The sequence below is a fragment of the Cryptosporangium sp. NPDC048952 genome (assembly GCF_043197895.1).
GTDB lineage: Bacteria > Actinomycetota > Actinomycetes > Mycobacteriales > Cryptosporangiaceae > Cryptosporangium.
On sequence record NZ_JBICTY010000003.1, the window covers coordinates 813,690 to 836,448 of the forward strand.

23 protein-coding genes are annotated in these 22,759 nt (G+C 71.1%); 15 read left to right on the top strand and 8 right to left on the bottom strand.

Annotation, left to right across the window (positions count from 1 at the left end; genetic code table 11):
- Window positions 1-80: 80 nt before the first annotated feature.
- The 5 genes from ACGFY5_RS19855 to nagA are packed head-to-tail and all read left to right on the top strand — an operon-like array spanning window position 81 to window position 4,939.
- Complete coding sequence (locus tag ACGFY5_RS19855; protein WP_392721688.1) at window positions 81-1,046, top strand: carbohydrate ABC transporter permease; 966 nt, start codon at window positions 81-83, stop codon at window positions 1,044-1,046.
- Window positions 1,046-1,861, top strand: a complete 816-nt coding sequence (locus tag ACGFY5_RS19860) for a carbohydrate ABC transporter permease (protein ID WP_392721690.1) — start codon at window positions 1,046-1,048, stop codon at window positions 1,859-1,861. The genes ACGFY5_RS19855 and ACGFY5_RS19860 overlap by 1 nt, the downstream gene beginning before the upstream one ends.
- Window positions 1,858-2,868: an SIS domain-containing protein gene (locus tag ACGFY5_RS19865; protein WP_392721691.1), complete on the top strand. Its 1,011-nt coding sequence runs from the start codon at window positions 1,858-1,860 to the stop codon at window positions 2,866-2,868. The genes ACGFY5_RS19860 and ACGFY5_RS19865 overlap by 4 nt, the downstream gene beginning before the upstream one ends.
- Entirely contained in the window at window positions 2,865-3,725 is an 861-nt protein-coding gene (locus ACGFY5_RS19870) for an N-acetylmuramic acid 6-phosphate etherase (protein ID WP_392721693.1), read from the top strand. Before ACGFY5_RS19865 ends, ACGFY5_RS19870 begins: the two co-directional genes overlap by 4 nt.
- Window positions 3,722-4,939, top strand: a complete 1,218-nt coding sequence (gene nagA, locus ACGFY5_RS19875) for an N-acetylglucosamine-6-phosphate deacetylase (RefSeq protein ID WP_392721695.1) — start codon at window positions 3,722-3,724, stop codon at window positions 4,937-4,939. Before ACGFY5_RS19870 ends, nagA begins: the two co-directional genes overlap by 4 nt.
- A 38-nt stretch (window positions 4,940-4,977) precedes the next feature.
- Here the strand turns inward: nagA and ACGFY5_RS19880 are convergent, their stop codons facing one another.
- The gene (locus tag ACGFY5_RS19880) at window positions 4,978-6,093 is read right to left on the bottom strand and encodes a serine hydrolase domain-containing protein (RefSeq protein WP_392721696.1); all 1,116 of its coding nucleotides are present in this window, start codon (window positions 6,091-6,093) and stop codon (window positions 4,978-4,980) included.
- A gap of 57 nt (window positions 6,094-6,150) precedes the next feature.
- A complete protein-coding gene (locus tag ACGFY5_RS19885) occupies window positions 6,151-6,570 on the bottom strand; it encodes a MarR family winged helix-turn-helix transcriptional regulator (RefSeq protein ID WP_392721698.1) in 420 nt (139 codons plus the stop codon).
- 68 nt (window positions 6,571-6,638) lie between these two features.
- Here ACGFY5_RS19885 and ACGFY5_RS19890 point away from each other — a divergent pair, with 68 nt between their 5' ends.
- The 4 genes from ACGFY5_RS19890 to ACGFY5_RS19905 all read left to right on the top strand — a co-directional run bounded on the left by ACGFY5_RS19890 (window position 6,639) and on the right by ACGFY5_RS19905 (window position 11,323).
- Window positions 6,639-7,505 carry an NAD-dependent epimerase/dehydratase family protein gene (locus ACGFY5_RS19890; protein ID WP_392721699.1) on the top strand — a complete coding sequence of 289 codons (867 nt, stop codon included), beginning with the start codon at window positions 6,639-6,641 and terminating at the stop codon, window positions 7,503-7,505.
- A 77-nt stretch (window positions 7,506-7,582) separates the two neighbouring features.
- Window positions 7,583-8,080, top strand: coding sequence for an NUDIX domain-containing protein (locus ACGFY5_RS19895; protein WP_392721701.1), 498 nt, complete (start codon window positions 7,583-7,585; stop codon window positions 8,078-8,080).
- Window positions 8,081-8,188: 108 nt separating this feature from the next.
- Window positions 8,189-9,856 (top strand): FAD-dependent oxidoreductase, encoded by a 1,668-nt coding sequence (locus ACGFY5_RS19900; RefSeq protein WP_392721702.1) that lies wholly within the window; start codon window positions 8,189-8,191, stop codon window positions 9,854-9,856.
- An 18-nt stretch (window positions 9,857-9,874) separates the two neighbouring features.
- Window positions 9,875-11,323 (top strand): ATP-binding protein, encoded by a 1,449-nt coding sequence (locus ACGFY5_RS19905; protein ID WP_392721704.1) that lies wholly within the window; start codon window positions 9,875-9,877, stop codon window positions 11,321-11,323.
- Between the two features lie 199 nt (window positions 11,324-11,522).
- Here ACGFY5_RS19905 and ACGFY5_RS19910 read toward each other — a convergent pair whose 3' ends face one another.
- The 4 genes from ACGFY5_RS19910 to ACGFY5_RS19925 all read right to left on the bottom strand — a co-directional run bounded on the left by ACGFY5_RS19910 (window position 11,523) and on the right by ACGFY5_RS19925 (window position 15,390).
- Window positions 11,523-11,687, bottom strand: coding sequence for a hypothetical protein (locus ACGFY5_RS19910; RefSeq protein WP_392721705.1), 165 nt, complete (start codon window positions 11,685-11,687; stop codon window positions 11,523-11,525).
- Between the two features lie 100 nt (window positions 11,688-11,787).
- On the bottom strand, window positions 11,788-14,559 hold the full coding sequence (locus ACGFY5_RS19915) for an ATP-binding protein (RefSeq protein ID WP_392721706.1): 2,772 nt from the start codon (window positions 14,557-14,559) through the stop codon (window positions 11,788-11,790).
- 95 nt (window positions 14,560-14,654) lie between these two features.
- Entirely contained in the window at window positions 14,655-15,041 is a 387-nt protein-coding gene (locus ACGFY5_RS19920) for a hypothetical protein (protein WP_392721707.1), read from the bottom strand.
- Window positions 15,034-15,390 (bottom strand): hypothetical protein, encoded by a 357-nt coding sequence (locus ACGFY5_RS19925; protein ID WP_392721709.1) that lies wholly within the window; start codon window positions 15,388-15,390, stop codon window positions 15,034-15,036. Before ACGFY5_RS19925 ends, ACGFY5_RS19920 begins: the two co-directional genes overlap by 8 nt.
- A 127-nt stretch (window positions 15,391-15,517) precedes the next feature.
- Here ACGFY5_RS19925 and ACGFY5_RS19930 point away from each other — a divergent pair, with 127 nt between their 5' ends.
- The 6 genes from ACGFY5_RS19930 (at window position 15,518) to ACGFY5_RS19955 (ending at window position 20,042) form a co-directional block, all read left to right on the top strand.
- A complete protein-coding gene (locus ACGFY5_RS19930; protein WP_392721710.1) occupies window positions 15,518-16,342 on the top strand; it encodes an LLM class flavin-dependent oxidoreductase in 825 nt (274 codons plus the stop codon).
- Between the two features lie 159 nt (window positions 16,343-16,501).
- Window positions 16,502-16,642, top strand: a complete 141-nt coding sequence (locus ACGFY5_RS19935) for a hypothetical protein (RefSeq protein WP_392721711.1) — start codon at window positions 16,502-16,504, stop codon at window positions 16,640-16,642.
- 62 nt (window positions 16,643-16,704) lie between these two features.
- Window positions 16,705-17,727, top strand: coding sequence for an aldo/keto reductase (locus tag ACGFY5_RS19940; protein ID WP_392721713.1), 1,023 nt, complete (start codon window positions 16,705-16,707; stop codon window positions 17,725-17,727).
- Window positions 17,728-17,856: 129 nt separating this feature from the next.
- Window positions 17,857-18,126, top strand: a complete 270-nt coding sequence (locus ACGFY5_RS19945) for a hypothetical protein (protein WP_392721714.1) — start codon at window positions 17,857-17,859, stop codon at window positions 18,124-18,126.
- A 65-nt stretch (window positions 18,127-18,191) separates the two neighbouring features.
- Complete coding sequence (locus tag ACGFY5_RS19950) at window positions 18,192-18,437, top strand: hypothetical protein (protein WP_392721715.1); 246 nt, start codon at window positions 18,192-18,194, stop codon at window positions 18,435-18,437.
- Window positions 18,438-18,602: 165 nt separating this feature from the next.
- Window positions 18,603-20,042: a serine hydrolase gene (locus ACGFY5_RS19955; RefSeq protein ID WP_392721717.1), complete on the top strand. Its 1,440-nt coding sequence runs from the start codon at window positions 18,603-18,605 to the stop codon at window positions 20,040-20,042.
- On the opposite strand, the gene ACGFY5_RS19960 is transcribed toward ACGFY5_RS19955, so the two are convergent.
- Window positions 20,032-21,954 (bottom strand): glycoside hydrolase family 127 protein, encoded by a 1,923-nt coding sequence (locus tag ACGFY5_RS19960; protein ID WP_392721718.1) that lies wholly within the window; start codon window positions 21,952-21,954, stop codon window positions 20,032-20,034. The genes ACGFY5_RS19955 and ACGFY5_RS19960 overlap by 11 nt on opposite strands.
- 11 nt (window positions 21,955-21,965) lie before the next feature.
- Window positions 21,966-22,712, bottom strand: a complete 747-nt coding sequence (locus ACGFY5_RS19965) for a carbohydrate ABC transporter permease (RefSeq protein WP_392722555.1) — start codon at window positions 22,710-22,712, stop codon at window positions 21,966-21,968.
- Window positions 22,713-22,759 lie beyond the last annotated feature (47 nt).

The window sequence follows — 22,759 nt, forward strand, 5'->3', positions numbered from 1 at the left end:
GCGGCCCCGTCTCACCCGAACGGCTCCGCGCACGGTGCTGCCGCGCGCGGACGTTCCGACGTCAGGAAGGAGCCGTGCCGATGAGTGTGCCGACCCCGACACCGACCGCGTCGCGGGAGCTCCCTGAGCAGAGTCCGGCCGGCGCATCGGTCGCCCCGCCGCGGCCGGCCGGCCGGCGACGCCGGGAGCCGCTGCCGTACCTGCTGCTGGTGCCGAGTCTGGTCGCGCTGGGCGCGCTGTTCGCCTACCCGGTGTACCTGCTGTTCCGGATGTCGTTCCAGCAGCTCGGTTTCGGTGAGCTGGTCCGCCGGGTGACGATCTTCACCGGCGTCGACAACTACACCGAGATCCTCGGCGACCCGGAGTTCTGGCAGGTCGTGTGGCGCACCGTCGCGTTCACCGCGGTCTGCGTCGGCCTGACGATGGCGCTCGGCACCGGCATCGGCCTGTTGCTGGTCAAGCTCGGCACGAAGATGACGATCGCGGTCTCGATCTCGTTGGTGCTGGCCTGGGCCATCCCGATCGTCACCGCGACGACGCTCTGGCAGTGGATGTTCGACTCCACGTACGGCGTCGTGAACTTCCTGCTCGGCACGCCCGGCCACGACTGGTTCGCCAGCGGCCTCTCGACGTTCGCGGTCATCGTCATCATCATCGTCTGGCAGGCCGTGCCGTTCGTCGCGTTCACCGTGCAGGCCGGTGTACTGACGATCCCGGACGAGTACTACGAGGCCGCCCGGATGGACGGCGCGAGCGGGTGGCGCGCGTTCCGCGCGGTGACGGTGCCGATCCTGCGCCCGATCCTGTTCGTGCTCGCGTTCCTCTCGACGATCTGGGACTTCAAGGTGTTCACCCAGGTCTGGGCCGTGCGGCAGGGAGGCCCGGACGGGCAGACCGTGACGCTGCCGATCTACATCTACGACATGGGCATCGCGTCCAGCCGCTACGGCCTGGCGGCTGCCGGTGCCGTCGTCATGGTCGCGATCCTCGGGGTCGCGATGGTCGTGTACCTGCGACACATGCTTCGAACGGAGTTGGAAGACTGATGCGGAAGGTCTGGCCCAACGCGCTCGGCGTCGTTGTCATCTTCTTCTTCGCGTTCCCCGCGTACTGGATGCTCCGGACGGCGTTCCTGCCGACCGTCGACATCCAGAGCGATCCGCCGGTGTTCGTGCCGACCGACGGCACGTTCGACCACTTCGTCACGGCCGTCAGCCGGCCCGGCTTCTGGAACTACGTCCGCAACAGCCTGTTCGTGACGCTGGTCGCGGTGGCGCTCTCGACGATGGTGGCGCTGCTGGCCGCGGTCGCGGTGGCCCGGTTCCGGTTCCGGGGGCGCAAGGCGTACCTGGTGCTGATCCTCGCGGTGCAGCTCGCGCCGTTCGAGGCCCTGTTCATCCCGTACTTCCTGGTGTTCCGGCAGTTCGACCTGCTCGACAAGCTGCCCGCCCTGATCCTCGTGTACTTCGTCTCGATCCTGCCGTTCACGATCTGGACGCTGCGCGGGTTCGTCGCCGCGGTACCGGCGGAGCTGGAGGAGGCCGCGCTCGTCGACGGCTGCACCCGCTGGCAAGCGTTCCTGCGGGTGGTGTTGCCGCTGCTCGGACCGGGTCTGGTGGCGACATCGATCTTCGGGTTCATCACCGCGTGGAACGAGTACCTGTACGCGTTCGTGTTCATGCGCAACGAGGACCACTACACGCTGCCGGTGTGGCTGGCGACGTTCCGCACCGCGTTCGGTGACGACTGGGGCGGCGCGATGGCCGGCTCGGTGCTGTTCACGTTGCCGGTGCTGATCTTCTTCCTGATCGTGCAACGCCGGATGGTCGGTGGGCTCACCGCTGGCGCGGTGAAAGGATGACAGTCGTGACAAATACCGCACCTGGTTCTTTGATGGCCGCCGAGATCGGCGAGCAACCGTCGATCCTCGCCGCTCTGCTTTCTTCGGCGGACGCCATTCGCGCTGTCGCTTCGGCGGTGCGCGAACGAGCTCCACGTTTCGTGATGCTCGCGGCCCGGGGCACCAGCGACCACGCCGCTCTCTATGCCAAGTACCTGGTGGAGACCCGGCTGGCATTGCCCGCGGGGCTGGCTTCCCCCTCGTCGATGACGCTGTACGGCAGTCGTCCCGACCTTCGTGACGTGCTTTTCCTGGGCGTGAGTCAGTCCGGGGCCTCGCCGGACCTGGTCGACTCGCTCACGGTCGCGGGGGAGTGCGGGGCCACGACGGTCGCGGTGACGAACGACCCGGCGTCCGACCTGGCTTCGGCTGCGGAGTTCAGCGTCGACGTGCGCGCCGGGGTGGAAAACGCGGTCGCGGCGACGAAGACGTACACCGCTGAGTTGCTGGCGTTGTATCTCCTGCTCGGCGGCTCGGCTTCCGAGGCGGCGGCGTTGCCGGACGCCGCGGCCGCGACGCTCGAGGGGGCAGTGGAGACCGCTGCTGCCCGGTACCGCTTCGCCGAGCGGCTGGTCGTCACCGGGCGGGGATTCGGATATCCGACCGCCCGGGAGGCCGCGCTCAAGCTGATGGAGACCAGTTACCTGTCCGCGCAGGCGTTCTCCACCGCCGACCTGCTGCACGGGCCGTTCGCGATGATCGACTCCGGGGTTCCGGTGATCGCGGTCGCGACGCCGGACGCGGGCGGCGAGGCCGTGACACCGGTCGTCTCGCGGTTGCGGGAATCCGGTGCGGACGTGCTCGTGGTGGGCGCCGATCTTCCGGTCGTCCGGGACGGGGTTCCGCACGCGCTCTCCCCGGTGCTCGACATCCTGCCGCTGCAGCGGCTGGCCCGGCAGATCGCCCTGGATCGGGGCGAGAACCCGGACCGTCCGCGTGGCCTGTCGAAAGTGACACACACTCGATGACTGACATCCCACTCGACCAGCTCTCCGCACAGGGCGTGGCCGAGCGGCTGTTCGACGCGGAAGCGCGGGTCCTGCCCGCGGTCCGCGCGGCGGCGCCCCGGGTGGCCCAGGCCGCCGAGCTGATCGCCGCCCGGATGGCCGACGGTGGCCGGCTCGTGCTGATCGGCGCCGGTACGTCCGGGCGCCTGGCGGTGCTCCAGGCCGCGGAGTTGCCCGGCACGTTCGGCCTGGCGCTCGACCGGGTCGCCGCGCGTACCGCCGGTGGTGGCCCCGGTGGGCTGACCGGCACGGACGGCGACGAGGACGACGTCGGCGCCGGGCGTGGCGACCTTCTCGACACCGGGTTCGCGGGCGGGGACACGCTGGTCGCTGTCGCCGCCAGTGGGCGGACGCCGTACACGCTGGCGGCTGTCGCGCTGGCGCGGGAGCTGGGGGCGCGCGTGGTGTCGGTGACGACCGCGTCGCCGTCGCCGCTGGCGGAGGCCGCCGACGTGGCGATCGAGGTGCCGATGGGGCCGGAGGCTCTCCGCGGCTCCACCCGGCTGACGGCCGGGACCACGCAGAAGTTGCTGTTGGACGCGCTGACCACGGCGGCGATGGTTCGCCTCGGTCGCGTGCACGGTGACGTGATGATCGACGTCGTTCCGGCGAACGCGAAGCTCAAGGCGCGCAGCGCCGGGCTGGTGGCCGAGATCGTCGGCTGCGAGCCCGCGGAGGCGCTGGGTGTGCTGGACGAGTGCGGGGGCAACGCCCGGGCGGCGGTGCTCGTGCTGAGCTCGGGCCTCGGCCCCGACGACGCCGCGGCCCTCGCCGCCGGCCACCGAACCCTCCGAGCAGCAATGGCGGCCTCCCGATGACGGCCACGATCCCGCCGGCGCCGGACGCCGCGGGCCCTTCGGCCGGGCCGGCCGCATCGGGCGGGCCGGCCACGCCGGACGCCCGGGCCGTGGTGCTGGCCGGCGCGCGGGTGGTGACGCCGGACGGGGTCCTGGATCCCGGATGGGTGTCGCTCAGCGGCTCCTCGATCGCCGCGATCGGGAGCGGCGCGCCACCGGCCGATGCCGGCGAGGTGGTGGACCTCGGGGGTGGCTGGTTGCTGCCCGGGTTCATCGATCTGCACGTGCACGGCGGTGGAGGGCACGACTTCACGGCGTCGCCGGACGACCTGGCGGCGGGTGTCGCCTACCACCTGTCCCGCGGCACCACGCGAACCCTCGTCTCACTGGTGACCGCGCCGGTCGACGCCCTCGTCACCCAGCTCGGCTGGGTAGCCGACGCCGTCGAAGCTGACACCGGTGTCATCGGCGCCCACCTCGAAGGCCCGTTCCTCGCGAGCGCCCGCTGCGGCGCACAGAACCCCGCCCACCTCATCGACCCGACCCCCGAAGCCGTCGAACGGCTCCTCAAAGCGGGCCGGGGTCACGTCCGCGTCGTCACCGTGGCGCCGGAACGCCCGGGCGGTCTCGAGCTCATCGAGCACCTGGTCGCCGAGGGCGTCGTCGCCTCGGTCGGCCACACCGACGCCGACTACGACACCTCCCTGGCGGCGTTCGAACGCGGCGCGTCACTGGTCACGCACGCCTTCAACGGCATGCGCGGCGCACACCACCGCGAGCCCGGCCCCGTACCGGCCGCACTCGACGCGGGCGTGCCGTGCGAGCTGATCAACGACGGTGTGCACGTGCACCCCGCGGCAGCGCGACTGCTCCTGCGCGGCACCGACCGGCTCGTGCTCATCACCGACGCGATCGACGCGACCGGCGTCGGCGACGGCACGTACACCCTCGGCGGCCAGGACGTCGTCGTCAGCGACGGGCAGGCCCGCCTGGCGTCGAGCGGATCACTCGCCGGTAGCACGCTGACGATGGACGTCGCCGTGCGGCGGGCGGTGACCGACGTCGGCCTCGACATCGTCGACGCCTCGGTCGCGGCGTCCGGCACGCCCGCACGCCTGCTCGGCCTGGGCGGCGTCTGCGGCGCGATCGCCCCGGGCCTCGACGCCGACCTCGTGCTCCTCGACGACGGGCTCGAACTCTCCCGCGTTCTGCGGGGAGGACGCTGGCTGAGCTGAAGCTCGGGGCCCGCGTGGGAACGTGGGCCCCGAACCACTCATCCGCAGAGGGCGTGGTCGATCAGCGCGTTCGCCGCGTCCTCCGACCCGAGCGTGTCGGTGGTGATCGACACGACGACACTGCGGGTGCCCCGCTCGTTGATCCCGTTACGGATCGAGTAGCCGGGCACGTCACCGCTGTGCGACCACACGCCGCCGCACGGGCTCTCGCTCCACTCCAGGCCCAGCCCGTACCGCCAGACGCGCTTCGAGCTGCTGGACGTCGGCTCGGGCACGGTCTTCTTCATCTCCACGAGCTGCGCGGGTCGCAGAACCCGACCGTCGAGCAATGCGGAAAGGAAGCGGTTGACGTCCGACGTGGTGCTGATCATCGACCCGGCCGACGCGAACCAGGTCGGGCTCATCCGGGTCGTGTCGACCGGCTCACCGAGCTTGCCCTCGTCCGGCGTCGTACCGGGGGCGGGGAAGCGGTGGTAGCCGGGCGCGTGCGGCTCGGGGACGTCGAGTGACGTCCGCGGGGCGGACGTGTCCCGCAGACCGAGCGGACGGAGGATCCGGCGGCTGACCTCGGTCTCCCAGCGGTGCCCGGTGACGCGCTCGATGAGCATGCCGGCCAGCAGGTAGTTCGTGCTGGAGTACTGCCAGCGTGCGCCCGGTGCGAACTCCGGCGCGTGGGTCTGGGCCTGCGCGACCAGCTGCGCGGACGTCTGCTGCTTCGCCCCGTTGGCGCGGAAGGCCTCCTCGCTGCGCAGGAGCGCCGGAGCCGCCACGTACTGGACGTAGTCCGGCAGGCCGCTGGTCTGCTGCAGCAGGTGCCGAACGGTGATGTTCCTGCCGTTCTTCACCACGCCGGGGAGGTACTTCTCGATCGGGGCGTCCAGTGCGATCCGGCCTTCGCCGACGAGCTGCAGCGTCGTCGCGGCGACGAACGTCTTCGTGGTGCTGCCGACGCGGAACTTCGCGTGCTCGGGCACGTCGCCCGCCCGCACTGTGGTCGAGCCGTCGGGCGTGACGACCTCGGCGATCACCGCGGGTGCACCCTGCGCGACCAGGGCGTCCGCGTCGTCCTGGAGCCGTGAGCCGGCCTGCGCCGGAGCCGCGGCCAGCCCCACCAACGTCACCATCACCGTCGAAAACAGAAAGATTCTTTTCATGCGGGAACGCTAGAAACCGCACCGCCCGGAGTCGTCACACCCGAGCGCCACATCGGACTAGCTCTCAGGAGCTAGGGCCCGGATGATTTTGTGGAGGGCGGATTCGGTGGCGGCGCGCTCTTCCGGGGTGAGCTCGGCCGTGACGTGTCGGGCCAGCGCTGCGCGGGCGTCGCCCACCGGCTTCTCGGCCGCGCGGCCGGTGTCGGTCAGGTAGAGGCGCACCAGGCGGGCGTCGGCGTCGTCGCGTCGGCGGGTGATCAGGCCGGCCGTCTCCATCCGGGTCGCGGCGTTCACGACGGTCGGCGTGCTCACCCGCAGTCGCGCCGCCAGCTCACCCGGCGTCAGACCGTCCTCCGCCCACAGCACCTCGAGCACGAGGTTCTGCCCCACCCGGACGCCGTGCGCACTCATCGCCTCGTCCGTCGCGGCCTGCAGCAGCTTGTGCGCCCGCGTGAACAGCCGGAGCAGATCGGTCATGCGTGGAGCCTATTGCCCTCCAGTTCGTTAGCCAGCTAACGTTAGCTAGCTAATGAGTAGGGGAGACCATGATTCTCGTGACGGGCGGCCGGGGCTTCATCGGGACGCACACGACCCGGGCGCTGCGTGGCCTCGGCGAAGATTGCCTGCCGATCGGGCGCGGGGACGCGGATTGCACCGACCTCGACGCGTTACGTGCCCTGGGCGCGAAGTACTCGATGACCGGCATCGTCCACCTGGCCGCGATCCACCTCGGCGGGGCGCCGGCGGCCGAGGAACTGCGGGCGAACCTCACCGCGACGCTGAACATCGCGACGGTGGCCGCCGAGTGGGGCGTCGGCCGGGTGGTCTCCGCGAGCACTATCGGCGTCTACGGGGGTGTGCCCGGGCCGGTCTGGCGCGAGGACGCGCCGCTGCCGCCGCGTGCGGCGTTCGCCATCCCCGCGTCGAAGAAGGCTTCAGAGATCGTGGTGCCGCTGGCGGCGGGGGACGCCGTCGAGGTCGTGCACGCCCGGATCGGCTCGATCTGGGGGCCGCTCGGCCGACCGTCGTCGCCGTTCATGGCGGTGCCTGCCCTCGTGCACGCCGCGGTGCGCGGCACCGAACCCCCGGACGCCTACGCCGAGGACGCGATCGACATCGGGTACGTGCGCGACTGCGGGCGGGCGCTCGCACTGCTGGCCACCGCGCCCCGCCTGCGGCACGCCGTCTACAACGTCAGCGGCGGCGCCGCCGTCAGCAACGCCCGGTTCGTCGACGCCCTGCGGAACGCGGTACCGGACGCAGTGCTCCCGCTGCACCCCGGCCCCCGCCCGGCCGCGGCCCGCCTCGACCTCACGCGGTTGACCGACGACACCGGCTACCGCCCCGCGTTCGACCTCGACGCGGCCGTCGCCGACTACGTCGGCTGGCTGCGCGCGGGCAATACGCGCTGACCCGGCCCTCGCGGGCGACCGCGCCACGCGCGCGGGCGAGCGCGGATCGGGAATCGCCCGGCGGTAGCGTTCGACTCGTGATCAAGGAGGCGACCGCGACGGTCTTCACGTTCGGGCTGGTCGAGGGGCGGTACTGCCTCGGGCTCGTGTTCCACCCCCGGCTGGGCGTGTGGATCCCGCCCGGCGGCCACGTGGAGACCGACGAGACCGCGGCCGAGGCGGCGCTGCGCGAGGTGGCCGAGGAGACCGGGCTCACCGCCCGGCTGCTGCCCCCGCCGCACGAGCGGTATCCCGACGGCTATCCGCACCCGCCGGTCTCCCCGCCGTGGTGGATCGTCGAGGTTCCGGTCGGCCCCGACCGCCACACCGACGCCGACCACGTGCACGTCGACCACATGTTCGTCGCGCTCGCGGCGTCGGGCACCGCGGGGACCGCCGACCACCCGTTCACGTGGCGCACCGAGGCCGATCTGAGCGAGCCGGACGCGATCATCGCGGACGCCCGTGGCCAGGCCAAACTACTGTTCGGGCGGATCCACGGGATGCTCGGGGAACAGACCGGCTGGCCGACCTAGCGGGTTCGATTCAGCAAAGACCGGTCTGACCGGTGCCGACGCCCCCGCGGCAGGGCAGACTAGGTGACGGTCAGGGCGCGCCGGCGCCCTGCGTGTCCGGGAGGGCTGATGGGCAAGCCGGTCCTGCTCACCGTCGACGACGATCCGTCGGTGTCGCGCGCCGTAGCGCGCGACCTGCGGCGTCGGTACGGCGAGGACTACCGGGTGATGCGGGCCGACTCCGGTCCGCAGGCACTGGACGCGCTGAAGGAAATCAAACTGCGCGGCGACCGGGTGGCGGCGATCCTCGCCGACTACCGGATGCCCCACATGAACGGCATCGAGTTCCTCGAGGCCGCGATGGACCTGTTCCCGCGCGCCCGCCGTGCACTGCTGACCGCCTACGCCGACACCGACGCCGCGATCCAGGCGATCAACGTGGTCGACGTCGATCACTACCTGCTCAAGCCGTGGGACCCGCCGGAGGAGAAGCTCTACCCGATCGTCGACGCGCTGATCGCCACCTGGCAGGCCGCCGGCGACTCGCCGGTCGAGGAGATCAAGGTCGTCGGGCACCAGTTCTCGCCCGCGTCGTTCGAGCTGCGTGACTTCCTCGCCCGCAACCAGGTGCCCTACCGCTGGTACCTGGCCGACACCGCGGAGGGGCGGCGGCTGCTCGAATCGGCCGACGCCGACCCGCAGCAGCCCGACGTCATCCCGCTGGTGGTGACGCCGGAGGGCGAGGTCCTGCGCAACCCGTCGCCGAACGAGCTCGCCGGCAGGGTGGGTCTCGCGACCAACCCCGCGGAGAAGTTCTACGACGTCATCATCGTCGGGGGCGGCCCGGCCGGGCTCGGGGCCGCGGTCTACGCGGCGTCCGAGGGCTTAAGGACCGTCCTGGTCGAGCAGCAGGCCACCGGCGGCCAGGCGGGTCAGAGCTCGCGCATCGAGAACTACCTCGGCTTTCCCGACGGCGTGAGCGGCGCACAGCTGACCGACCGCGCCCGCCGGCAGGCGATCAAGTTCGGCGCCGAGATCCTGACGACGCGCAAGGCCTGCGAGCTGATCGTCAAGGGTTCGGCACGCGGCGTGAAGTTCGAAGACGGTACCGAGATCGCGGCGCACGCGGTCGTGCTGGCCACCGGCGTCTCCTACCGGCGCCTGCAGGCCGACGGAATCGACGACCTGACCGGGCGCGGCGTCTACTACGGCTCCGCTGCTGTGGAGGCCCCGGCTTGTGCCGGGCAGGAGGTCGTCATCGTCGGCGGCGCCAACTCGGCCGGCCAGGCGGCGGTGTTCTTCTCCAAGCACGCGTCGAAGGTGCGGCTGGTCGTCCGTGGCCCGAACCTCGAGGCGTCGATGTCGGCGTACCTGATCAAGCAGCTCGCCGAGATCGAGAACGTGCAGGTGCAGACACGCACGACCGTCTGCGCGTGCCTGGGCGAGGGGCGTCTGCAGCGCATCGACCTGAAGAACGAGGACACCGGCGCAATCGAGGCGGTCGACGCCGGGTTCTGTTTCGTGTTCATCGGCGCTGCCCCGCTCACCGGCTGGATGGACGGAGTGCTGGTCCGCGACGAGGCGGGGTTCGTGCTCGCCGGCACCGACCTGCTCGGCGAAGACGGGGCCCGTCCGAAGGGATGGAATGCCGACCGGGATCCGTTCCCCTTGGAGACGAGTGTTCCGGGTGTCTTCGTCGCGGGAGACGTTCGGTCGCAGTCGGTGAAGCGGGTCGCGTCCGCGGTCGGCGAAGGCGCCATGGCGGTCACGCTCGTTCATCGGTATTTGAGTTCGTAGGCGAAGGAGGACGCTGCGATGGCTGACCGGGTGAGCCCTGACGAGCTCCAGAAGCTGTTCCTGTTCGAGGCGCTCAACCCCGAGCAGCTGGCGTGGTTGTCCGAGCACGGTGCGGTCGAGGAGTGGGAGCCGGGCACCGTGTACGCCGAGGGGGACCCGGCGACGTGCTTCTTCGTCCTGCTGTCCGGGACGGTCAAGCTGAGCCGGACGGTCGGTGGTGCGCGGGTCGAGATCTCGCGCACCGACAAGGCCGGCTCGTACGCCGGTGCCTACCTGGCCTACCTCGGCGACCGGGTGCCGCAGCGGTACCTGCAGACGGTGAGCGCGCTGACCAAGGCGCGGTTCTTCGTCCTGTCCTCGGACGACTGGGCGACCGTCGTCTCCACGTGGTTCCCGATGACCGTCCACCTGCTGGAGGGTCTGTACTACGGCGGGCAGGCCAGCCAGGCCACCGTCGGGTCGCGGGAGAAGCTGCAGGCGCTGGGGTCGCTGACCGCCGGCCTCACGCACGAGCTCAACAACCCGGCCGCCGCCACCGCGCGTGCCGCGTCGTTGCTGCGCGAGCGCGTGGCCAAGTCCCGCCACAAGCTGGCGGCGCTGGCCCGCGGCGACATTCCCCGCGAGCGGCTCGCCGTGCTCGTCGACCTGCAGGAAGACGCTGTCGAGCGGTGCGCGAAAGCGAAGGATCTGTCACCGGTCGAGGCCAGCGACCGCGAGGACGAACTGGGTGACTGGCTCGAGGAGCGCGACGTCCCGTTCGCGTGGGACCTGGCGCCGACGCTGGTCGCGGCCGGTATCGACGTCGACTGGGTGGAGGACGCCGAGGAGCGGCTCGGCGGGCACCACCTCGACAGCGCGCTGCACTGGATCGGCTACACGCTCGAGACCGAGCAGCTGATGCAGGAGATCTCGCAGGCGTCGGGGCGCATCTCCGAGCTGGTCACGGCCGCGAAGCAGTACTCGCAGCTCGACCGGGCGCCGCACCAGTGGATCGACGTCCACGAGGGTATCGACAGCACGCTGGTGATGCTCTCCGGCAAGATCAACAAGAAGGACATCACGGTCGTCAAGGAGTACGACCGGACGCTCCCGCAGGTGCCGGCCTACCCGGGTGAGCTCAACCAGGTCTGGACGAACCTCATCGTCAACGCGATCGCGGCGATGAACGGCAAGGGGACGCTCACGATCCGCACCAGCCTGCGGCGTCCGGAGGATCCGGACAGCCCGGTGCAGGTCGAGGTCTGCGACACCGGTTCCGGTGTTCCGGACGACATCAAGGAGCGCATCTTCGAGCCGTTCTTCACGACCAAGGGGGTCGGTGACGGCACGGGGCTCGGACTCGACATCTCGTGGCGGATCGTCGTCAACCGGCACGGCGGTGACCTGAGCGTCGAGAGCGTGCCGGGCGACACCCGCTTCATCGTGTGCCTGCCGCGCAACGAGCCGGCGCGGATTGTGCCGAGTTAGGGCCTGACTCGGTGGGCGCCACTCCCTCGGACGCCCACCGAACAGGCCGGCCCCCCCCGGGCCGGGCACCACCCCCACCCACCGGACCGGAGCGCCAACGGCCCCTGCTGGAGCCCCAGGCCCGGTGTGGTGTGCTTGGAAACCTACGGTGACGGGGGGACTGCGCGGAACGGGGAGCGACCCCGGACTTTGGGGTGACTCACCCTGGCCCGCCGCCGTCGCCCGGTGCACGTAGATGCTGCTCCAAAACCCCGACCAGTTCGACGATGCCCTCGAATTGCAGTTCGTCGACCGAATCCGGGCGCGCGACACTGCCTTCGAGCCGTCCCTGCGGGGTTTGGCTCAGCTCAATGATGAGACGCATTCCGCCCCCCGTAGCTGCCACTGGCCAGACAGCGTAGAAAGCGGGAACCTTCGTTGTCTTCCGGGGGCGACCCTTGGTTTTGGGGGCACGACCCCTGGGGTCAGCCTGCCGCGGGTCGGGTGGCGAGATCCCGGAGTTCGATCCTGCCGTCGACGCCGAGCTTGCGGTAGACCGCTGTGAGGTGGCCCTCGACGGTCTTGACGCTCAGCGACAGCTCGGCGGCGATCTGCTTGTTCGTGCGGTTGGCGCCGATGAGCCGGGCGATACCGCGCTCGGTGGCGGTGAGGCCGGCGAACACCGCCTCGGGGGTTTCGATCGACAGGCCCAGCTCCTGGGCGGCCCGGGTGGCCTGGTCGACGTACGCGGTGGCCCCGAGGGTGCGTGCCTGCAGCAGTGCGGTGCGTAACGCGGCCACCGCCGGTGCGGGCCGGTCGAGCGCGGCCAGGCAGCGCGCGGTCAGCAGGTTGACGCGGGCCACCTCGAGCGGCAGCCCGACCTCGGTGGCCAGCGCCAGAGCGTCGGTGCACTCGGCCAGCGCCTCCTCGGCGCGGCCGCGGGCCAGCGCGATCCTGGCCCGGACCCGGGCGACGCTGAGCAGCGCCGAGCGGCGGTCGGGCCGCGCGAGGTGGGACAGGTACACGTCCAGGGCTTCGTCGGCTTCGTCGGCGCGGCCGAGTTGGGCCAGCGCGTCCGCGCGGAGCGGTCCGAACAGGTGGGTACCGGGTTCCTGGGAGTCGTAGTGCTTCTCGATGTCGGTTGCGGCGGCGAGCAGCGCGACCGGGTCGTCCTTGGCCTGCGCGATCGCCGCGAGCCCGCCCGCCGCGTACGCCAGGCCGCTGCCGGCGCCGACCAGACCGGCCCAGTGTGCGGCCGACCGCACGTGTGCCTCGGCAGCTCCCCACTCGGCGCGGGCCGCCCGCGGGTAGCACGCCAGCGCGTGCAGGATTGCGAACTCCCAGATCCGGACGTTCTCCTCGGCGTCACCGAGGGCGAGTTCGGAGTGCAGCACCGAGTCGGCCAGCTCGCCGCGCCGGTACTCGACCTCGGCGAGGAACCCCAGCGCCTGCCCGATGCGCAGCGCCTCACCGGCGGTGGCGCGGGCCACCGACTGCCGGAGGTCGCGGTCGGCGTCGACGAGGCGGTCGGTCCAGAGCGCGATCATGCCCCGGGCGCACAGCGCGTCCAGGGCGCCGGCCGCGCCCGGGGCGTCGGCGTCGGCGAGCGTCTCGATCGCCTCTTCGGACCGGCCGGAGAGCGTGAGGCCGATTGCGAGGGAGAAGTGGGTGTAGGCGGCCACCCAGGGTTCGGTGGCCGGTGCTCCGACGGCTTCCTCGCCGTACCGGATCATCTCGCGGTAGTCGAGCGTCAGGATGCCGATGATCGCGAGCTGCGCCGCGACCCGAGCATGCAGATCCCCCGACGCGGGCGCGCCCGGTTCCAGCGGGGCACCGGCTCGGACGGCTGCGAGGGACTTCTCGAGTTCCACTGTGGCTTCGGGGATGCGGCCGGCCAGGAGTAGCTGGTAGCCCGCTACGTAGTCGCGCCAGGGACCGGCGGGCGCGCCCTGGACGTCGATCTCGTAGTCCTGGGCGCCTGCGGCGTCGCCGGCGACGATGAGCGCCTCGACGGTGGTGAGCACCCGTCCGGACCGCACCGGCCCGCGGGGCGTCAGCTCCAGCGCGTGCCGGTACAGGGCGGCGGCGACGGTCAGGTCACCGCGGCGCCACCGCTCCCGGGCGGCGCGCTCGGTGTCGTCGGCCAGAGTTTCGTCGGGGCCACCGGCGGCGGCGGCGAGCCGGTGATCGAGCGAAGCGGGTCCGCCGAGCGTCGCCGCCCGCCGGTGCAGCTCCTGGCGGTGCGCCAGCGCCCGGTCGTGGTAGAGCGACGAGCGGGTCAGCCGATCGGCGAACAGGAACTCCCGCCCACCACTGTTGGGTACCTCGGCGACGAGCCCGACCTCCAGCGCCTCGGCGATCGCGCTGCTCAGCGTCGCCCCGGACAGCTCGGCGACGGAGCCCGCGTCGCTCAGCCGGAACCGTTCCCCGAGCACGGCCGCCGCGGACACGAGTTCCCTGGCCGGGGCGCGGCACGTCGCCAGCTGGGACGCGATCGTCGCGGAGATCGAGTGCGGTGCCGGCAGCGGGTTGCTGTCCGCGGCCAGCGTCCGCATCGAAAGCTGAGGCAGCAGGTGACGGACGTGTAAGGGGTTTCCGTCGGTGAGGCGCCAGAGGCGTGCCGCGGCGGCGGGCGAGAGACCGGACCGGCCGGCGTGTGCGGCGAGCTGCATGAGCTCGTCGGGCGCGAGCCCGGTCACCTCGAGTTCTACCCCGCGGTCGGACTCCACCATCCGACGCCAGCCGTCGGGCAGGCCGGGGTTGGGCCGGCCGTCGGGGATCCGCCGCACCGCCCCGGCCGGGTGATGGATGACGACGACGAGCAGGGGCGCCGCGTGCGTGCGCCGGGCGGCGTACCGGATCGCCTCGATCGACGCCCGGTCGGCCCAGTGCGCGTCGTCGACGATCAGAACGGCCGGACCCAGGCGCTGCAGGTCACCGGCGAGCGATTCACCGACGAACACCGGGTTGGCCTGCGGATCGATCGACTCGCCGGCAGCGGAGGAAGGCAGCCGGGAGACGGCCTGCCGCAGCACCTCCCACTGCAGGTCGACCTCGTTCTCGTCCGCGGACACCCAGATCGACGTCGCGTCGGGGAGGCCGCCGACGAAGTGCTCGACCAGCCGGGACTTGCCCGCCCCGGGCACCCCGGTCACGCTGACGACGCGGGGGTTCCCGGCCAGCGTCGCGGCCCACGCGTCGGCGAGGACGGCCTGCTCCGGGCCACGTCCCACGAACGAGCGTCTGGCGGTGTCCATCGTGCTCCCCGGGGCGCGAAAGCAACGGATGTGGGGCCGAACCCAGCCAGCTTAGGAACCTCTGTGGACGATGGCCAAACCGTGGAGGGCTAAGATCACCGGTCCGGCCGAGTACGCCATAGCCAGATCAGTCCGAGTACGGGCAGGACGAGAGGGACGAACCCGTATCCGCTGCCGTAATCCGACCAGACCGTCGCGTCCGGAAAATCGTCCGGCAGCAGAAGGCTGGCGGTGCCCACCGCGAGCACCCCGACGAGTTCGATCGAGCAGCAGACCAGCGCCGCGCGCCACCACTGCCGGGCGAGTGCGACGGTGGCGCCGATGTACACCAGCGCGGCGAACCCGGACAGCAGGTACGCGATCGGCGCCTCGGAGAACTTCGTCGCGAGCTGGACGCCGGCCCGGGCGCCGGCCGCGAGCGCGAAGAGCCCGTAGACCGCGACGAGGATGCGACCCGGGCCGTGGGCGGTGCCCTCAGCCATGCCACACCTGGTTCATCCGCAGCACCAGCACCGGGATCACCAGGCAGGCGACGCCGAGGACGCCGGTCGCCGACCGGTTCTTCTCCGACCAGGCCCAGAAGTACGCGGCCGGCAGAATGATCAGCGACGCGATCAGGTACCCGAGGAACGTGGCGAGCTCGTCCGGCGTGCGGTCGGTCGCCAGTTTCACGACGGCGACGACGACCTGCACGACGAGCAGCGCTTCGAGCCCGGCGACCCCGGCCAGCAGCGGCCTGCGCGGTGCCTTGTTCCGGATGACCTCGATCAACGCCCATGCCGCGAGCACCAGCGCCACGACCGTCACCGCGGTGGCCAGCCCGTCGACCACGTGTCCTCCCTGATCTCCGGCGCTGAACCTACTACGCGGTGTCGTCAGGTCTTCGGCAGGCCCTGCGGGGGCGTCACCTTCAGTCTATCCCTATTGAATCGATAGGAATTGTTGCTACGGTGAGGGTATGGAAGTTCCCTTGACGTTCGGCATCCGTCTCTCCGTCGGCCGCACCGGCCGGCCGCATCTCTCCCCGTCGGTCGACAACGACGCGGCTGTGGCGCAGGCGCGTCGGCTCACCGCGCTCGCCGACATCCTCGGTCTCGACTACGTGTTCAGCGGGGGTGACGCGGGGTTGTCGAGCGAGACGACGCTCGCGTTGCTCGGTGCGGCGCGGCGGCTCACAGTGGTCGCGCCGATCTCGGTGGCGGCGTGGCATCCCGCGCTGCTCGCGCGGTTCGGCGCGGTGGCGGCACGGGTCTCCGGTGGACGGTTCGCGATCGACCTGCGGAGTGGCCCGCACCCCGATGACCACCGTGCGGAGGAGTTCGCGCGGATCGTGCGGGGGTTGTGGCGCGGTGAGTCGGTCGACGTGGACGGTCAGCACTTCCGGGCGCGAGGGTTGCGGCCCACCGTGCAGCCCGGGGTGGCGCCGGAGATCGTGGTGTCCGGCGGCTGGCGCGCCGCCCAGCCCCTGGCCGCCCGCATCGGCGACTGGTTCCTCCACCCCGAACTCGCCCCCACCGAGGTCCCCGGCCGCGTGGCCGCCTTCGAAGGCGAAGCGGCCGTGACGAACCGCCACGTCGGCTTCGCCTTGGCTGTGCCGCTCAGCCTCGGCGGCGCGGACTTCGACGTGGTCGCGGAGCAGTTGGTGGGGTATTCGCGGGCGGGGGTGGGTCTGATCGTGGTGGAGCTGGGGGATCCGGAGGCCGAGTTGCCGGTGTTCGCGCGGGAGATCGTGCCGCGGGTTCGACGCCTGGAGCGGGCTCGGGCGCTCGTCGCCGCAGGGTGACCAATGTGACCTGCGTTACCGCTGAGGTGTCTGAATTGGACTGGTCCGGCCGACGCGCCGGGGTCGTACTGACACGCCAGAGATAGGCATTGATTCCCGGGGACGGGGTAACTCCGTTCCGAACGCGGCGCCGGGCCGCAGCCGTTGCCGGGAGGCGGAATGTTCATCGTCCTGTTACTGGTGGCCATGGCCGCCGTGGTCGGCGCCATGCTCACCGCACTGCCCCGCATGGAAGGCCGCTTGGTCGAGGATCTCGGGCCCGCGCCCGTCGAAGCTTCGGCACCAACCGGAACTCCCTGATTGTCCCGGTTCATCCCCCGGCTCCTGGGGAACCCGAATTCACCGAGGGTAATCTGAGCAGGATGAACATGCCGACCAGAGCACTGGGAGCTTCCGGGCTCACCGTGAGCAGGCTCGCGCTGGGTTCGTGGCGAACGTTCGAGCGGATCTCGCGCGACGAGGGCGTCGCGGTGCTGAACGCCGCCCGCGAGGCAGGGATCTCGTTCCTGGACGACGCGCGTTACGACGACGAGACCGGCACCGCCCCGATCCCCACCGGGTATTCCGAGATCGTGTTCGGCGAGGTGTTCCGGGCCTCCGGCTGGCCGCGGGACGAAGTTGTCGTCGCGAACAAGCTGTGGTGGGAGTTCTGGCCCGAGCAGGACGCTGCCGCGGAGCTCGATGCCTCGTTGCGGCGGATGGGGCTCGATCACGTCGACGTGATCTACGCCGAGTCGTTGCCGGAGGGGTTGCCGCTCGACGCGGCGATGGAGCAGATCGTCGGGCTGATCGAGGCGGGGAAGGCCCGCGCCTGGGGTGTGCTGAACTGGAGCGCCGACCAGGTGCTGGAGGCGGCGCAGATCGCCGACATGGCCCGGGGTCCGGCCCCGGCCGCCGCCCAGCTGCCCTACAGCCTGATCAAGCGTGACGTCGTCGAGGACGACCAGCTCGTCCGCGCCTTGGCAGCCGCCAACACCGCCGTAGTGGCCTCCTACGCCCTCGCCGGCGGCCTCCTGACCGGCAAATACGCCGACGAGGCCCCCGCCGCAGCCGGCGGTGGCCCGGCGGCGGGGGATGCGTCCGGAGCGGCGCCGCAGGTGAGGCACGCCGAGGCGGGGAAGGATCCGCGGTTCGCGGAGGCGGTGGCTGCGGGGCGGGAAGTGGCTGCGCTGGCGGCGGAGCTGCAGGTCGAGCCGGCCGCGCTCGCGCTGGCGTTTCCGCTGCTCAACACCGCTGTGGCGAGCGTGCTCTTCGGCGCGACCCGTCCGGACCAGATCCACGCCGACATCGCGGCACTCGACCTGGCGGAGAGCCTCGACGAGGACACCGCAGCCCGGCTCCGCGCGATCGGCGCACCCCGCGATCTCGAGGTTACCGCCGGGTAGCGTGACCTGGACGACGAAAAATTCCCCTGACGACTTCTCATCCGACTCTTACGGATGCCGACACCTCTGTTGCAACGACCGGACCGCTGGCACGGATGCCGAAGGCCGGTTTGCCCAGAGGAGGTCGGGATGTCCGTAGGAACCGTAGGCGGGTCTTCGTTATCAGGTCTGTTCGCCCCGGCTCGGACGACGGGCACCAACAGCCGCGTCGAGGAAGCAAACCGGGCAGTCAAGGCCGACCAGCAGCAGGTGGATCAGCGCAAGGCCGACGCCGAGAAGAAGGCCCAGGCCGCGCAGCAGGCGACGTCCGAACTCAAGGCCGCGAAGGCCGCGGTCGCCAAGGACCAGGCTGAGCTCAATCAGGCGAAGTCCCAGGCCGCGTTCGACGTCTACACCTGACGCGGTGCCGGCGGGCGAGCCCGCCGGCACCGACCATCCCCAACCCTGTTCACGAGGAGCCTTGAATGTCGATCAGCAGCGTCTCCGACCCCCGTCCCGCCGCCTACGCGTTAGTCCGCAGCGCCATGGAGGGCCAGGAGGACCAGGCCGCCGTGGCGTCGAAGCAGAAGGGCGAGGCGGTGCGTGCCATCGCCGAGGCCGGCGCGCAGCAGCGCGTCGCCTCGCAGGAGGCACGGGAAGCCGAGGCCGCCCGCCAGCACGCCGCGCTGGTGCAGGCCACGACCGGCACGTCGCTGAACGTGTACGCCTGACCGAAGTTCATCCCCGATAGGGGCCGAGTGGCGCTGGGCAGAGCGCCGCACCGGCCCGACCCTGGTCGGCCAGGAGTGAGTCCATCACTCCTGGCCGACCCTGTTTTTCCGTAATGTCCGCGTGTTCCGGCGCGAACTTGCGTTCCCGTTGGTTCAATACGCTCCATGCGCCGGACGCGACGGCTGGTACCTGTGCTCGCCTCGGTGGTCGTCGGAGCCGTGCTGGGAAGCGGCCTGATGACCGCCTGCGAAGGCGACGACGAACCCGCGCAGACCCAGCGCAGCGAGGCCGCCCCGCTCGCGCCGGCGAATTCCAGCGCGCCGCCGCCCAGCCCGGGTGTCGGTGCGGCCGGGCCCGACGCGGAGCGCTCCGCGTGGCTCGGTAAGCGGCTGCGTGACATCGTCGACGCGCAGGACTTCGACGGGGTCGTCAACACGAAGACCGGCAAGCGGCCGCCCGCGGTGCCGAATGTCGACGTGGCGGTCATCGAGCTCGACGACGCCGGTCGGCCGGTCGCTGCGGCGAACACGCTGCTCTCCCAGGACTACCCGAACGGTGTCGTGGTGCCGGTCACGCGGAACATGGCTGCGCCCGGCGTCCGGTGGACGCGCTGGAGCAACGACACCTGGGCGGCGAAGCAGTCCGCCGAACCGATCCTGTCCGGGCGTGGCGACGCCCCGCTGGAGTTCATGTCGCCGTACCCGGCGTCGGTGTTCAAGCTGATGGTGGCGTTCGGTGTCGGGCGTCTCCATGACCGGGGTGGCGTCCGGTTCGACGAGACGTACGACTACAAGCCGCGGAAGGCCAGCTGCCCCGATGGGGCGAAGCCCGGCAGGCACACGGTGTCGGAGTGGCTCGACGCGATGATCACGTATTCGAGCAACAGCGCCACGTGCGCGTTGCTGATGATGTTGCACGAGCGGGGCGGCGTCGATCCGATGAACGCGGCGCTGCGGTCGCTCGGGTTGACGACGTTGCGGGTGGTGGACACCGACCCGACGGACGGGGGCGGTTGGTCGTTCGAGGGCCTGACGATGACCGCGTTGGACACCTCGCGGCTGCTGTTGTTGTTCAGTGAGGCGCCCGGAATCCTGTGGACCACCCCGAACGGTGATCCGGTGACGGTCGGGACGCTCAGTCGCGAGTCCCGGGCCGAGGTCTACGCCGGTCTCCGGGATCAGGGGCTCAACCAGGCGCTCTCCACCGCCAACTGGTGCGGGCAGGATTATCCGGCTCGCGGGATCCCGCAGACGGTGGCGGGGCGCTGGATCGACCCGGAGTCGGGGGAGGTCCGGGTGGAGAAGCGCAGGTACAGCGGTGACGTGCGGCGGTGCGTCGCGGACGCCGAGGTGGACTTCGCCCACAAGACGGGGCTGGTGCCGAGTGCCGGCGCGGACGCCGGCATCGTCACCGCGTTGCCGGGCAAGGCGCCCCGGCGCTATGTCGTCTCGGTGTTCACCAACCTCGGCTGTACGTGGGTGGATTTCGTCGGGGCGTACGGCGGTGAGTGTCGCTACACCCAGAAGCTCGCGACGCTCGGCGCTGAGATCGACGCCCTCATGACCAAGACCGCCGGCCGCCCCACCCCCGAACTCACGCGGTAGGCACCCATACCCGCATCGCCCCGGCCGCCCGATTCGCCCACAGGAAGTAGGGCACAGCCGTGAGCACAACCGGCGCGCCCGCCGCGGGCCCGCCCTCTGCGGCGCCACCGCCGGCGCGGTAGAGCGGCGCGCCTGCCGGGTCGCGGTGGCGGCCGACAGCGCGCAGCACGATCGGCGCGATACCCCCGGCGACCGCGTCGCCGCCCGGTGCGGCGCCACTGAAGGCGTCGCCGCCCGGAGCGGCGTCCACCGGTGCTGACGCGTCCAGGGACACGTCGTCGAGGAGGACGTCGGCGGGGAGGTCGGTCTGTTCCAGGCAGTAGACCAGCGGGCCTCGCAGGAGCGCGGCGCAGCCGCGGATCGCGTCGACTCGCGGGTGCGCGGAAACCACCCGCGCAGGCATCGGCAGGTCGAGCGTGACGACGTCACCGGGCTGCCACGCGCGGGTGACCTCGGCGTACTCGCTCGCCACTGGCTCCCCGTTCAGGAGGGGCGAAGGGCACCAGCCCGGTATCCGGAGAGCGAGCGTCCACTCCGCCCCCGGCTCGGAGGGCGTGACGGTGATCGACACCCGCCCGTCCCACGGATAGTCCGTGCTCACGACGAGCTCCCCGTGCGGCGTCACGACGTGCCCCTGCGCATACAGGTGCACCTGCACCCCCGTATCGGACACCGTGGCCACGTAACACTGCAGCGACGCCACGAGCCGCGCCAGATTCGGCGGGCAGCACGCGCACGAATACCAGCTCAACCGCTGCGACGGCGCATCCTCGTGCGAGCCGTCGTGCCCGGTCCGCAGCTGCAACGGGTTGGAGTAGAAATAGTGCCGACCATCCAGCGCGGTCGACCCCGCGATGCCGTTGTAGAGCACCCGCTCGAGCTCGTCCGCGTATCGGTGACCACCGGTGGCCAACAACATCCGCCAGTTCCACGAGAAGCTGGCGATCGCCGCACACGTCTCGGCATAGGCGCGGTCGGACGGCAGCTCGTACGGGTCACCGAACGCCTCGTCACGGTGCCGGGAACCGTGCGCGCCGGTCAGATACGTCTTCGTGTCGAACGCGGACTCCCACAACCGCGTCGCCGCCTCGAGCAGTGACGAATCAGCGGTCTCCACCGCGACGTCCACGACCCCCGCCAGCAGGTACAACTGCCGCACGGCGTGCCCGGTGACCTCGTCGGCGTCACGCACCGGCTCGTGGTCCTGGTAGTACCGCGCGCCGAACTTCGGCTCGTCGCCCAGGAGTCCGTGCCCGCGTAGGTCGACGAACCGCGCGGCCAGGTCGAGATAGGGCCGGTGCCCGGTGACCCGGTACAGCTCGACCAGCGCGGTCTCGATCTCGGGGTGCCCGCAGACGCCGTCCACCTCACCGAATCGCGTGACGAGCAGATCCGCGAACCGCCGCGCCAACGGCAGCAGCCGAGCGCCGACCCCGGCCCGGGAAGCCGCCACCGCAGCCTGGATCAGGTGTCCGGCGCAGTACAGCTCGTGGCTCCACACCAGCTCGGCCCACTGCTGATCCCGGTGGTCGGTCTGGAAGTAGGAGTTGAGGTACCCGTCGTCGTCCTGGGCGCGTTCGAGCAGCTCGACGGTGTCGTCCAGGAATTTCTTCGCGCCTTTCGTGAACTCGGTGGCGTCCGGGCGGCGGCCCAGCTCCCAGGCCGCGGCTTCGAGCGTCTTGTAGACGTCGGAGTCGGCGAACCACATGCCTTGAAACTTCCCGTCCGCGGTACCGACGCGGCGCAGGTTGTCGATGTTGCCGGCGAGCTCCAACTGCTCCGTGCAGTGCGGAAGCGTCTGCTCGGCGTTACGCCCCTGCCACGCGCCGAGCAGCCCGGCGGGGTCCAGCGTGACGGCGTCGAGGCCCAGGGGGTGCAGGGAACCGGTGGTCGGTGCGGCAGGTCCTGTCATGGACGTTCCTTTCAGCCTTTGAGCGCGCCGGCGCTGAACCCGCTGACGTAGTAGCGCTGGAGCAGCAGGAACACCGCGACGCACGGCAGCGCCGCGGTCACCACCCCCGCTTGCAGCGCACCGAAGTCGATCGAGCCCAGGTTCCCGGACTGCAGGTTGTACAACGCGACCGGCAAGGTGAACTTGCTGCCGTCGGTGAGGAAGATCAGCGGTGCCACGAACTCGTTCCACGACGCGAGGAACGAGAACAGCGCGACGGTCACCATCCCCGGCGCGACGCCGCGCAGCAGCACCCGCCACAGCGCGCCGCCGGTCGAGCAGCCGTCGATCAGCGCCGCTTCCTCCAGCTCCGTCGGCAGGGCCTCGAACGAATTACGCATCATGAAGAGGCCGAACGGCAGCTGGAACATCACCAGCACCAGACCGAGCCCGATCAGCGAGTTCTGCAGCCCGAGCCAGCCCAGCACGATGTAGAGCGGGATCAGGATCGTCGTGTAGGGCACCATCAGGATCGCCAGCGTCAGCAGGAACAGCACGTTCTTGCCGCGGAACGACAGCCGCGCCACCGCGTAGCCGCCGAGCGTCGTCGTCACCACGGTCAGCGCGACCGTCACCACCGCCACGACGGTCGTGTTCAGCACGTAGGAGGCGATCCCGTCGCCGTAGGCGACCATCCGCTCGTAGTTCGCGACGCCCCAGCCGTCCTGACCGTTCGCCGCCCGGACGCCGTGCAGCGACTGGTAGACCGTCCAGATCATCGGGAGCAGGAACAGCACGGCCAGCGCGGACGTCGTCGAGTAATAGC